This is a genomic window from Roseicyclus sp. (genome assembly GCF_018402035.1).
GTDB lineage: Bacteria > Pseudomonadota > Alphaproteobacteria > Rhodobacterales > Rhodobacteraceae > Roseicyclus.
Window position 1 is genome coordinate 14,887 of the sequence record NZ_JAGYJN010000003.1, and the last position, 12,310, is coordinate 27,196.

The window sequence follows — 12,310 nt, forward strand, 5'->3', positions numbered from 1 at the left end:
ATAACCGGCGACCGCCCCGATCACCTTGTCATGGATCAATAGCGACAAGTCGCAGCGAAGCTTTGCACATCCCGGATTGACCATCGCCCCATTCCAGCGCAGATCGGTGCCATGAGCGAAGATCCCAAACCACGTCGCACCCAGCATGTGTATACCCTTGTGGTCGAGGTTGGCCGCAAGGCGGGCGATGGTTTGCCCGACAAGGCCACGGGGGCCGCCCTTTTGTGCTATGCATCAGGCGTGGATGAGGCCGAAGCCGTGCGCGAGACGGTCGCGATTTTGAAACAGGCCGATCTTGCGCCGCTTGACGTCACCGGCCACGGCACGCGCGAAGAACGCATGGAGGCGGGCGAAGAAATCGACGAGGATGAGGTCGCGCTAATGCAGCGCGCCGCGCAAGAAAACGCGGTTATCGTCGCACAGATGACCCCTTTTTACGACTAATTCTGCTAGATCAAAGTCCGCCGCCCCGTGGTCGAGGCCGCGATCAAGGCCTGCGCACTGGCCCGGTCGAGTACCGGCAGGCAAGGTGTGCGGTCCGTCTGGCTGAGATTTCGCTGCGCGCCCGCATCTTCGGCGGCAACCACATCAGCAAGCAGCGCGGTTTCAACACCGCAGCGGTCAATCGCCACGCAAGCGTGATCATCCAGCATTAAGTGGTACATGTCGCGCACAGGCATGCGACGGTCGCGCTGCGCGCCGGGGCTTGATGTCAGATCGCCGGCGCTGATCAAGACGCGCTCATGGCCAAACAGGTATTCCACGGCGGCACCGCTGCGCAAAACCCGCGTCTCTGGCGTGGTGACGATATCTTGCGCCAGCCCAAAATAAGGCGCGCGCAGCCGGATCGGCGCCATGCGCCCAAGGCAAAGACGCGGGCGGCGCGTGATCCAGCGCAGGGGCTTGGGCGGCCCATCGGTCAAGATGAGCATCATATCAGGACGCAGTGCCTCCACCGGGATTGGCCCCTCGGTCGTAGGAAGAATAACCCCCGCCCCAAGTGCCGGAAGATCGCTTGAGCAGACATGGAAATCAGCGATTGCCGCAACATGACAGACGCGCAAGAACCTGTCGTCGCGCGGCAAGGCCTCGTCTAGCCGGGCGGCATGCGCGACACCCAACCGTACCCTTATCCGCTGTCCGCGCGCATGGTTGACGAACTCGACCAGATCGGCCCGGCCCCGCGCGCAGGTCAAATAGCGCATGCCGATCATGTCACCCGGCCGCGCAAAACCCGCCGTCGTGCTGAGGTCCGCCTCGCCGTGAACAAGACGCAAGGCACCATCGCGCTGGGCGTAAAGCGCAATCGCGCGCGACGCCTCGGCCACGCCTTGCCATAGTCTGAGCGGGTGCCTACCCGCGACAAACGGCATGCAGAATTCAAGCAAAAGCGACAATGCCATGTGCGGTTCGCGCTTGGCAAACCGCGGTGGCGGGATGCAGATCTGGCCCATATCCCAGACAGCGACCCAGTGATCGGCTGCCCCAAGGCGCACGCCGCTTGGCAAATCATCATGCGTGAGGGCCAGATTCACGCGACAGCACCCCGCATGACATGCGCCTCAAAGGATTTAAGGGCGATGCGCGCCGATGGCCCATACCCAGCATGGGTCACGGGATCAATATCGGGAAACAGTGTCAGAACCTCGGCGCGCACGGGCGCCTCGAAATCGTTCAATCCCATCGGACCGGGCAAGAAACTCTCGGTTGGGAGCCCTTCTGCAAAGATGATCTCATGCGCGTCAAACAGCAGGTGAAGATATTCAATCTCGCCACCCTCGGCGATGCGCACCGAACAGTCGTTGATCAAATCCTTTGCGGCAACCAGCACCTCTTGCTCGCCGAACATCAACTCGGCCATCCAATGCGTCAGCAAGATCCGATGCTGAGGCGACACGATCAACCGCCGATGATGGCCAAATGTGCCAGCCTCGATGACGACCGGGGCAAAGCGCCCCTTGGCCGCAACCTTGCGCCGCCCGATCCAGCGCAAGGCTTGTGGGCCGTGATCGCGGGTCTCGACCAGATCACCGACCGAAAGCGCGTCGATGGGCACCTCACCCTGTGGGGTCCGGATCATGGTTCCCGAAGCGAAACAAGGCACCGTCTTGATGGTCACATAGGCCGTGTCGCTGACGCCGTTTTGATTCTGCGCGGTGTAGGTGAAATTGGTCACGATAGGGTCGGTCAACCCAGTCATACTGGCCGGTGGCGCGATCTCGAGCTGGCCATTGGCCAGCAAGGTGACCTGATACCCGTTGGACAAGGTCACCGTGTCGCCAACGCCAAGCGCGACGCCATTGATATGTGTGACGATACTGATGCCGACGCCGTTGCCATCATTGGCAAGCACATCGAGAACCCCAATCTGAAGTTCGTTCAAGGTGATGGTATCATCATGCGCGATAAAGGCACCTTGGACCGAACCCGCAGCAATCAAAAGCGCGCTGTCGTAGCTTGCATCCCCAACATCCGCGATGCCGATGATCAATGTGTTGACTTGCCCGTTATTGACCGGGATCAGCAGCGACAAGGTCGCGGTAAAGCCATCCATCTCGGTGTTATGCGCGTCGCCCGTATTATCGATGAAAAGGGTTTCATTCTCGGTTTGATTGATCCCGTTGATCTGGGCCACATTGATCACAGGCGATGTCACCAGCTGCCCGTTGATCCAAACCCCCACCACATCGTTGAAAATGGTGCCGACGAACTCGGGGTATTCTTCCGAGGAAAAGGTGAACTGTATCGACAAGAAATCCGAGGTCGGAATGAACTGCGTCGTCAAGATCGCCGCATCATAGGTGCTGGTCCCGGCAAGCGCGTCGAACAACGGGTTCCCGTTCTGCCCGGTCGAGTTGTAGGATGTGCTCGTGCTGCGGTTGGGGTCGCCATTGGGCTGGGTGAAGTTGCGCACATGCCCCGTGGTCAAGATGACGCCGGTGTCACCCGGTGTGACCTCCGGCGAAACTGTGTCACCGTTGGTGTAGATGCCTGATGAAACACGGTCGCCGGAATAGCTTGCGCGCACCACTTTGACATCATCGCCAAAGATCGTCCGCGCCATCTGCATCGCGGACGCATTGATATTGATCGGTAGCGTTTGCCCCGTTGCCATGCCTTGCCTGCCTCGGTCTTGGGCCTTGGGCGGGTCTGGTCACAGAGCATTACAAGGGCCGTTTGATACGCGGCCCGGAACCTTTATGCATTCTGCTACATCGCGGTCTTACGCCGCTGCCTGCCTCGGCCTTGACTTATTATTTATACCCAAAAGTAGTAGTTTACTCTCTAAAGTTGAAGTCATTCTTTGCGGCACTGGCTGGGCAACACCCTGTTGTGCCTTCGCGGTCACAGCGTTACGCATGGCTCACGCCCCAACCGGAGCCGCGCCGATGACCGTTGATCCCGTTGATCTGACCGCTGCCCTTGTCCGTTGCCCCTCGGTCACACCGGAAGAGGGCGGCGCGCTTGTGCTTTTGGAACAGATGCTTGGCGCGGCCGGTTTTGCGTGCTGGCGCGTGGATCGCAACGGCACGCCCAATCTTTTCGCGCGCTGGGGCGACAAGGCGGCGCCGCGCAGCTTTGGCTTTAACGGGCATACCGATGTCGTGCCCATCGGTGATGCGGCTGCATGGACCTACCCGCCCTTTTCCGCCCATCAAGCGGATGGCTGGCTTTATGGGCGCGGTGCGACCGACATGAAATCGGGCGTCGCGGCCTTTGTCGCCGCCGCCGTCGATTTCGTGACCCAGACACCGCCCAAAGGTGCCGTCGTGATCGCGATCACCGGCGACGAAGAGGGGCCGGGCAAGGATGGCACGGTGGCGATCCTTGATTGGATGGATCAAAACGGCGAAAGCATGGATATCTGCATCGTGGGCGAGCCCACAAGCGTCAGCCAGATCGGCGATATGGTAAAGATCGGCCGCCGTGGATCGATGACCGCCTATTTCGAAGTGATCGGCAAACAGGGCCATTCCGCCTATCTGCACAAGGCGCTGAACCCGATGCCCGCCATAGCGCTTTTGGCCCATCGCCTATCGACCCATGTTTTGGACGAAGGCACCGATCATTTCGATGCCTCCACGCTGTCGGTCACCACGATCGACACGGGCAATACCGCATCAAACGTCATTCCAGCACGCACGCGGATGACGGTGAACCTCCGCTTTAACGATCTGCACAGCGGTGCTGCGCTGCATGATTGGTTGCAAAGCCAAGCCGATGCCGTGGCGGCACAGATGGGCGTTCAGATCACGATGCGCAGCCAAATCTCGGGCGAGGCGTTTCTGACGCCACCCGGCCCGCTTTCGACACTGGTCAGCCAAGCAATCCGGCAAGAAACCAACGCAAGCCCGGTGCTTTCGACAACCGGCGGCACATCGGATGCGCGCTTTGTCAAAGATCACTGCGCGGTGGTGGAATGCGGCCTTGTCGGGCATCGCATGCACGAGGTGGATGAGCGCGTCTGGATCGCCGATATCCATGATCTCAAACGAATTTATAGCCGGATGCTGCAAAACTATTTCGCGGGTGAGCCGTTTCGCAGTGACATAGGCTAAGCGGCTAGCGCGTGCCGCGCCCAAGCACGCGCCGGATCACCGCCCAGACGATGATCATCATCCCTACATCCTTGGCCAGCATCCAGCCCAGATCAGCCGCAAGAACAAAGTCTTGCGGCAAGGTATAAAGGGCCAAGCCCGAAAGCGGCCCCTCGACCCCGACAACCAAGATCGCGGCGCAGTTATTGGCAAAATGAAACCCCCAAGCCGCACCAATCGTGCCGGTATGGGCGGTCAGATCAGCCGCCAATAGCGCAAAAACGAAAACGGCACCGACCATCATCCACGCATTCTGGCCGAAAATTTCGGGCTGGTAATGCAGCGCCGCAAACACCGCAGAGGGGATGATCATCCACACCAATGGCGCGGCAACGCGTGCGGCAAGCTGGCTTTGGATATAACCGCGAAAAAGCACCTCTTCAGCGCCGGTCTGGATCAGCACCGCCACCAAGGCGAGCGGCAGAAACGAGGCCCATAAGCCAAGGGGCAAGTTCGGCGCAGGCACCGCCCCAACCGGCAAAAGCGCGGCCAGCGCATAGATCAGCGCGCAGATGATCGCAGCCGCCCCGAAATGCCGCAAAAGCCGCGCCTGTTCACCAAAAAGCGACCAAAGGGGGCGCGCATGCAACAGCCGTGCCGCGACCAAGGGACCGATCCCCATGCCGATGAATGTGGCCAAAACCAAAAGCGTCGCGGTGGGGCTATCGGCATCAGCCATGCGGACAAGCCAGACCTGCGCGCCATCCCACCCGCTGATCACAACCAACAAACCAAACAATGCGGCGATACCCGCGACATAGATCGCGATCACCACGATCAGGCCGACACCCAAACGCCACAATGCCGATTTCGCGCCCGCAGCCGCCACCAACGCTTCTTGTGCTACATACTGCATCGACCCTGCCTTTGACGGCTTTTGATTGGCGATAGTCTAATCCGCATGGGATGATGCGGCAATCATGCTTGTCTGCCCAAGGCCATGGGTCTATTTCCCAAGCAACAACAGCTTGCTGACAGACGCCATAGGGGGGCCAGCACAATGCCGACAGGGAAATTCGACAAGTCAAAACTGCCAAGTCGGCATGTCACCGAGGGCGCATCGCGCGCGCCGCATCGGTCCTATTTCTATGCCATGGGCCTGACCGACGAAGAAATTCATCAGCCCTTCGTCGGCGTTGCCACCTGCTGGAACGAAGCGGCACCTTGCAACATCTCGCTCAACCGTCAGGCGCAAGCGGTCAAGGTCGGCGTCAAGAAAGCCTTTGGCACCCCGCGTGAGTTCACCACCATCACCGTGACCGATGGCATCGCCATGGGCCATGAGGGGATGCGCTCATCGCTGGCAAGCCGCGATGCGATCACCGACACCGTCGAATTGACCATGCGCGGCCATTGCTATGACGCGCTGGTGGGTCTGGCCGGTTGCGATAAATCGCTGCCCGGCATGATGATGGCGATGGTGCGTCTGAATGTGCCGTCGGTGTTCATCTATGGCGGCTCGATCCTTCCCGGTCGTCTGGATGGCCGCGATGTGACCGTGCAAGATGTGTTCGAGGCCGTGGGACAGCATCAGGCGGGCAATCTCAGCGATGAGGCGCTGGCCATCCTCGAGCGGGTCGCCTGCCCCAGCGCGGGTGCCTGCGGCGGCCAATTCACCGCCAACACCATGGCCTGCGTGTCCGAGGCCATCGGTCTGGCCCTGCCCAATTCGTCCGGCGCACCGGCCCCTTACGAGTCACGCGATCAATATGGTGTGGCCTCGGGCGAAGCGGTGATGAAGCTGTTGGAAATCGGCCTGCGCCCGCGTGATATCGTGACGCGCAAAAGCCTTGAAAACGCGGCCCGCGTTGTGGCCTGCACGGGGGGCTCGACCAATGCTGGTCTGCACCTGCCCGCCATCGCGCATGAGGCGGGGATTGATTTCGACCTGTTCGATGTCTGCGAGATTTTCAAGGACACGCCCTATTTCGTCGATATGAAACCCGGCGGTCAGTATGTGGCCAAAGACCTTTACGAGGTGGGCGGCGTGCCCGTCGTGATGAAGGAATTGCGCAAGATCGGCCTGATCCACGAAGATTGCCTGACCGTGACCGGCCGCACCATGGGCGAGGAGCTTGACCTCATCACCCGCGAGGCCGATGGCAAGGTCATCCACCCCGCGGCCACCCCCATCACCGAAACCGGTGGTGTCGTCGGCCTCAAGGGTAATCTCGCCCCCGAAGGCGCGATTGTGAAGGTCGCGGGCATGTCGGCCAAGGAACAGGTCTTTTCCGGCCCTGCGCGCGTCTTTGAATGTGAAGAGGACGCATTTGAGGCGGTCAAAAACCGCGCCTATCAAGAGGGTGAGGTTCTGGTCATCCGCAACGAAGGGCCGCGCGGCGGCCCCGGCATGCGCGAAATGCTGGCCACCACCAGCGCGATCTCGGGCCAAGGCATGGGCAAAAAGGTGGCGCTGATCACCGATGGCCGTTTCTCGGGTGCAACGCGCGGTTTCTGCGTCGGCCATGTCGGCCCAGAGGCGGCGATCGGCGGTCCCATCGGCTTGCTGCAAGATGGCGACATCATCACGATCAACGCGGTCAGCGGCGAATTGTCGGTCGCGCTGAGCGAGGCCGAGTTGGAGGCACGCCGCAAACTGTGGCAAGGCCCGCGCGAGACGATCTATGAAACCGGCGCACTGTGGAAATATGCCCAGTTGGTCGGCCCGGCGGTGAAGGGTGCAGTCACCCATCCCGGCGCGACCAAGGAAAAGCATGTTTACGCTGATCTTTGATCACATCAGACAGGCCGCGATCATCGCGGCCTGTCTTGTTCTTGTCGGCTGTGGGGGCAGGTTCGGTGGTGCTGGCGATGGTCCCGCTGCACCGGCCCCGACCCAAGTGACGGTGACCGCCGACCGGATCGTCATCACCGGCCCCGAGGGGTTTTGCGTCGATCCAACCTCGACCCGCGACAGCTCGGACACAAGTTTTGTCCTGCTCGGCAATTGCGCTGCGATCTCAAATTCACGCCGCGCGCGGCAGCCGACAACGCCTGCGGTGCTGACGGCGACGGTGTCGGCCCCCTCAACCGATGGGCGCTTGTCCGATAGCCTTGGGCAGCTCGACGGGTTCTTCCGCTCGGATGAGGGGCTGACGCTGCTCAGCCGGTCGGGCGATCCGGCACAGGTCACGATCCTTGATACCGCCTTGGATGGCGGGGTTTTCTTGCTGCATGCCAATGATACCAGCGATGATGCGATTGGCGGGGTGCAAAGCGAATATTGGCGGGCCTATCTCGATGTCGGGCCGCGCATCGCCACCTTGTCGGTGCTGTCGCTGGAAGAGCGCAACCTTTCGCGCGAGGAAAGCCTGTCGCTGTTGCTCAGCTTCGTGCGCTTGGTGCAAGGGGCAAACCTTGATGTGCCACTCGCGCCCATGACGCCAATCGACCCTATCGCGCCGATGACGACGCCACCGCAACCAGCCGTTCAGCCCACGCCGCGCCCTCAAAGCGTTGCACCTGCGCCAGCTTCCCCGCGCATCATGCCATTGGAACGGCCGACCCTCTGGAATGTTGGTTTCTTTCGTCGGATACTCGGTTAACGAAAGAGCGAGTTTTTTACGCCATGACGTTGCGCAAGGCGAAGTGTTTTTAGTTCCCAAGGGTTGCGTGTGTATGGGTAAGGACAGGTTAAAATTGTTCGGCTTTTTCGGCCAATCTAGCCCGCTCAAGCGCTGGGAACGGGCGCTAAAATCGCCAAATACCATGTCGATGCGCGATCTGCTTGGTCTGCAGCAGCGCATGTGCGGCATGCGTGGTGAGATCGACCGCTTGGCCGCACGCGCAACCACCGAAATGCTAGCGCGGGTCGAAGGACTTGACGTCAAACAGCAGGGTGATCAATGCGACTGGGCCGAACGGGCCGCGCCGTGGCGGTCGCGGCTTTCGCCACAAGCGCATCTCGATTTCGCCTCGCCGCTCGCGCTGGGGACGGGCGTGACCTTGTTTCATGATGCCAACAACGCCGATCTTTGCCTGCGCCAAGCGCCGATCAAGGGCCGGCAGGGGGCGGCCTACGGGCTTTTTCTCGATGTCTATCGCTTTGATGGGTCGTTCTTGTCGCTGGTGCAAGATCTGCCTTGGGCGGCGCTGCAGGGATTAAGCCTCGCGCATTGCTTTCGGGTCCAACTGACTTTGGCACGTGAACAGCCGATTGAAATCTACGCCCGCCTCAACATCCAGCATGGGCCTAACCACGAACAACTCGTGCGTCAGTTCGATTTCAGCGGCGAGATAGCGCTGGCTGAATTCGATCTGGCCTATACCAAGGTCAATGAGCGGCGGATCGAAAAGGCTTGGCTGGATCTGATCTTGGAAGGTCCGGAAATGAACCGGATCGCGATCTTGGACATGGTGATGTCGCGCGCACCACGCGCGGATGTATAAGCTGGGGTTAGACCGATGACAGATGACGCGCTTGTTCGGGTTCGGTTGCAGGCAGGGCAGTATCAGGCCGTCTTGACCAGCACCAACGCCGCTATGGCCGAGGGGATCGAGGCCGTGCATGAAGGCAAGGTTGTCGCGATTGCCACCCTCACCCCGGACGCGGGCAAGCCCGGCAATTGGCAGGTCAGCCTCGATTTACCCGCGCAAGTGATTGCCGATGGTGTGCAAGTCATCGCATTGCGCGCCGTCGCCACGGGCAGCGTGCTGGATCGCATCACCTTGATGGCCGGCTCCCCGCTGGACGAAGATATCAGGGCGGAAATCGCCCTTTTGCGCGATGAGTTGGAAATGCTCAAACGCGCCTTTCGCCGCCATTGCGCCGAAACCGGGGGCCGTTGATCGCCGCATGACGCCGCGTTGGGCGTGACAGGGGCCGCGCCGCAGGTTTACCTGTCGGTCAGGCAACGCAGAGGTTATCGGCATGTCACGCTATCCGCATCTTTTGGCACCGCTCGATCTGGGCTTTACCACGCTGAAAAACCGCGTGCTGATGGGCTCGATGCATACCGGGCTGGAAGAGACCAAGGATTGGCCCCGCGTCGCGGCCTTTTATGCTGAACGCGCGCGGGGACAGGTGGGGCTGATCGTGACGGGCGGCATGGCCCCCAACCGCGAGGGCGGCGTGTTTCCGGGTGCCGCGGGGCTCTTCACCGATCAAGACATTGCCAATCATCGCATCGTCACGAGTGCCGTCCATGACGCGGGCGGCAAGATCGCGATGCAAATCCTGCATGCCGGGCGCTATGCCTATTCGCCCGATTGCGTCGCGCCCTCGGCCATCAAATCGCCCATCTCGCCTTTCCCTCCCAAGGAACTGGACGAAGAGGGGATCGAAAAACAAATCGCTGATATCGTCACCGCCGCCACCCGCGCGCGGCAGGCAGGTTATGACGGGGTCGAGATCATGGGATCGGAGGGGTATTTCCTCAACCAATTCCTTGTCACCCATACCAACAAGCGCACCGACCGCTGGGGCGGGACATACGAGAACCGGATGCGCCTGCCGGTCGCGGTGGTGGCCCGCACCCGCGCCGCCGTCGGCCCCGATTTCATCATCATCTTCCGCCTGTCGATGATCGACCTGATCCCCAATGGCTCCACCCATGACGAGGTGGTGCAGCTTGCCCAAGCCATCGAGGCGGCAGGGGCCACCATCCTCAACACCGGCATCGGCTGGCACGAGGCGCGCATCCCCACCATCGCCACCTCCGTTCCGCGCAAGGCATTCGCTTGGGTCACCCAAAAGCTGATGGGCAAGGTTTCGATCCCCATCATCACCTCGAACCGCATCAACACCCCCGATGTGGCCGAGGATGTGCTGGCCACGGGCTGCGCCGATATGGTTTCCATGGCCCGCCCCTTCCTTGCCGATCCCGATTTCGTGGCCAAGGCGATGGCGGGCCGCGCGGATCAGATCGCGCCCTGCATCGCCTGCAACCAAGCCTGTCTCGACCATACCTTTTCGGGCAAGCTGACCAGCTGTCTGGTCAACCCCCGCGCCTGTCACGAAACCGAGCTGAGCTATACCAAAACCGCCACGCCCAAGCGCATCGCCGTGGTGGGCGCGGGCGCCGCTGGCATGATGGCGGCATTGGTCGCCGCAGGGCGCGGTCACACCGTCACGCTGTGGGACAAGGCTACCCAAATCGGCGGGCAACTCAACATGGCGAAAACCATCCCCGGCAAGGAGGAATTCATCGGCCTTGTCGATTGGTTCGCCGCCATGCTGGCGCAAAGCGGTGTCGATCTGCGGCTTGGCGTGGCCCCCGCTGTCGATGACCTGACCGGCTTTGACGAGGTGATCATCGCCACCGGCGTGCGCCCCCGCAACCCCGGTATTCCGGGCCAGGATGGGCCGAATGTCCTGTCTTATGTCGATGTGCTGGCGGGCCGCGCGCCCGTGGGCCAGCGCGTGGCGATCATCGGCGCGGGCGGCATCGGTTTCGATATGGCCGAATTCCTGACGCATCAAGGCGAAAGCCCGACACTTGCCCCGGATCTGTGGCAGCGCGAATGGGGCGTGACAGACCCCGCGCTTCATCGCGGCGGTCTGGCCCCCGAAGGGCCACAGCCCAGCGCCCCCGCGCGCCAAGTCGTGATGCTGCAACGCAAGGCAGAGAAGCCCGGCAAACGCCTTGGCAAGACCACGGGCTGGATTCACCGCGCCAGCCTCCAGATGAAGGGGGTCAAGATGATCGCGGGCGTGAATTACGAGGCGATCACGCCCGAGGGGCTAGAGATCAGCTATGGCGAAGCCCGCGAAAACCCCACGCTGATCGCGGTCGACACCATCGTGCTTTGCGCCGGCCAAGAGGTGGAGCGCACATTGGCCGACGAGCTGACCGCCCACGGCATCACCCCCCACATCATCGGCGGCGCGGATGTGGCGGCCGAGCTTGACGCCAAACGCGCGATCGATCAGGCGGCACGGCTGGCGGCGGGGTTGTAGGGGGAGCGATTTGTCGATGACGGATTATTGAGGTGAGTAAAGAGCGCGCCGCCATGGCAGATAAGAATTGCATATAGATTATATGGTGCAATTGTTCACTGGAATAATTTTGTGAAACACGAAAAGGAACAGCTTTGTCGAACCAGTTAAAATTTGATCGCGTTTCGGATCTTCTCGTTTACACTTATCACCTTGCACTGTCGAAACATGATGATTTGTATACTGAGTATACAGCGCTTCAATATAAACTCCCTATTCCTGCTAATTATGCGATTGTAAATACCCAAAGCTACGCACAGTTAGATATGGTTATTAGAAGTTTGGAAGATGAGATCTGTCAAGATTTATCCGCTCAAAATAGTCCTGCTTCGATTGATTATCTTTTAATTAACTTGCATATCGCATTCTCGGAGATTTGGATTATTGGAATTTACGAACTTCTAAGGGCTGCAAAAGAGTACTCCCCTAAAAAAGTTGACATTAAACTTTTCCACGACATTGAAATTATTCGAATACCTCTAGCAAAATACCAAATCGCAAAGGATAAGAAACTTACTGGACCTCTCTATTTTGACCTAAAAGGTTCAAACAGTGCTGCGGAGAAATCCGCAACCTATGACAACACAGACCGCCAACGAACCCATCATTTGCCAAGATCCATATCTGAAAGAGGATCAGCACAATGGTGCACAGTTGATGTGACTGGTGAAGAACAGCAGAGATGGCTTGAACGTCGGGATATTTCAGACAGGTTTCTAAATTATTTGAGAAATCTCTAATGTTGATGATCATTTAGGTTTTTAGGCATGCCTTT

At 60.0% G+C, this 12,310-nt stretch carries 11 protein-coding genes; 8 read left to right on the forward strand and 3 right to left on the reverse strand.

Annotation, left to right across the window (positions count from 1 at the left end; genetic code table 11):
* The first annotated feature begins 111 nt into the window (after window positions 1-111).
* Window positions 112-444, forward strand: a complete 333-nt coding sequence (locus KG698_RS06155; protein WP_213684694.1) for a hypothetical protein — start codon at window positions 112-114, stop codon at window positions 442-444.
* A gap of 5 nt (window positions 445-449) precedes the next feature.
* Here the strand turns inward: KG698_RS06155 and KG698_RS06160 are convergent, their stop codons facing one another.
* On the reverse strand, window positions 450-1,535 hold the full coding sequence (locus KG698_RS06160; RefSeq protein ID WP_213684695.1) for a Hint domain-containing protein: 1,086 nt from the start codon (window positions 1,533-1,535) through the stop codon (window positions 450-452).
* Window positions 1,532-3,115: a Hint domain-containing protein gene (locus KG698_RS06165; RefSeq protein ID WP_213684696.1), complete on the reverse strand. Its 1,584-nt coding sequence runs from the start codon at window positions 3,113-3,115 to the stop codon at window positions 1,532-1,534. Before KG698_RS06165 ends, KG698_RS06160 begins: the two co-directional genes overlap by 4 nt.
* 274 nt (window positions 3,116-3,389) lie before the next feature.
* Here KG698_RS06165 and dapE point away from each other — a divergent pair, with 274 nt between their 5' ends.
* Window positions 3,390-4,559, forward strand: coding sequence for a succinyl-diaminopimelate desuccinylase (dapE, locus tag KG698_RS06170; protein WP_213684697.1), 1,170 nt, complete (start codon window positions 3,390-3,392; stop codon window positions 4,557-4,559).
* Window positions 4,560-4,563: 4 nt separating this feature from the next.
* Here dapE and KG698_RS06175 read toward each other — a convergent pair whose 3' ends face one another.
* Entirely contained in the window at window positions 4,564-5,454 is an 891-nt protein-coding gene (locus tag KG698_RS06175; RefSeq protein WP_213684698.1) for a CPBP family intramembrane glutamic endopeptidase, read from the reverse strand.
* Between the two features lie 144 nt (window positions 5,455-5,598).
* Here KG698_RS06175 and ilvD point away from each other — a divergent pair, with 144 nt between their 5' ends.
* The 6 genes from ilvD (at window position 5,599) to KG698_RS06205 (ending at window position 12,275) form a co-directional block, all read left to right on the forward strand.
* The gene (gene ilvD, locus KG698_RS06180) at window positions 5,599-7,332 is read left to right on the forward strand and encodes a dihydroxy-acid dehydratase (protein ID WP_213684699.1); all 1,734 of its coding nucleotides are present in this window, start codon (window positions 5,599-5,601) and stop codon (window positions 7,330-7,332) included.
* Entirely contained in the window at window positions 7,313-8,143 is an 831-nt protein-coding gene (locus tag KG698_RS06185) for a YppG family protein (RefSeq protein WP_213684700.1), read from the forward strand. Before ilvD ends, KG698_RS06185 begins: the two co-directional genes overlap by 20 nt.
* Before the next feature lie 94 nt (window positions 8,144-8,237).
* Window positions 8,238-8,987 carry a DUF6478 family protein gene (locus KG698_RS06190; protein WP_213684701.1) on the forward strand — a complete coding sequence of 250 codons (750 nt, stop codon included), beginning with the start codon at window positions 8,238-8,240 and terminating at the stop codon, window positions 8,985-8,987.
* Between the two features lie 15 nt (window positions 8,988-9,002).
* Complete coding sequence (locus KG698_RS06195) at window positions 9,003-9,386, forward strand: hypothetical protein (protein WP_213684702.1); 384 nt, start codon at window positions 9,003-9,005, stop codon at window positions 9,384-9,386.
* An 82-nt stretch (window positions 9,387-9,468) separates the two neighbouring features.
* Window positions 9,469-11,496 (forward strand): NADPH-dependent 2,4-dienoyl-CoA reductase, encoded by a 2,028-nt coding sequence (locus tag KG698_RS06200; protein ID WP_213684703.1) that lies wholly within the window; start codon window positions 9,469-9,471, stop codon window positions 11,494-11,496.
* A 134-nt stretch (window positions 11,497-11,630) separates the two neighbouring features.
* Window positions 11,631-12,275 (forward strand): hypothetical protein, encoded by a 645-nt coding sequence (locus tag KG698_RS06205; RefSeq protein ID WP_213684704.1) that lies wholly within the window; start codon window positions 11,631-11,633, stop codon window positions 12,273-12,275.
* Window positions 12,276-12,310: the final 35 nt, after the last annotated feature.

Bases quoted from the DNA above. Each gene is read 5' to 3' on its own strand.
- KG698_RS06155 (WP_213684694.1), top strand. From the start codon at position 112: ATGAGCGAAGATCCCAAACCACGTCGCACCCAGCATGTGTATACCCTT.
- KG698_RS06165 (WP_213684696.1), bottom strand. From the start codon at position 3,115: ATGGCAACGGGGCAAACGCTACCGATCAATATCAATGCGTCCGCGATG.
- dapE (WP_213684697.1), top strand. From the start codon at position 3,390: ATGACCGTTGATCCCGTTGATCTGACCGCTGCCCTTGTCCGTTGCCCC.
- KG698_RS06175 (WP_213684698.1), bottom strand. From the start codon at position 5,454: ATGCAGTATGTAGCACAAGAAGCGTTGGTGGCGGCTGCGGGCGCGAAA.
- ilvD (WP_213684699.1), top strand. From the start codon at position 5,599: ATGCCGACAGGGAAATTCGACAAGTCAAAACTGCCAAGTCGGCATGTC.
- KG698_RS06185 (WP_213684700.1), top strand. From the start codon at position 7,313: ATGTTTACGCTGATCTTTGATCACATCAGACAGGCCGCGATCATCGCG.
- KG698_RS06195 (WP_213684702.1), top strand. From the start codon at position 9,003: ATGACAGATGACGCGCTTGTTCGGGTTCGGTTGCAGGCAGGGCAGTAT.
- KG698_RS06200 (WP_213684703.1), top strand. From the start codon at position 9,469: ATGTCACGCTATCCGCATCTTTTGGCACCGCTCGATCTGGGCTTTACC.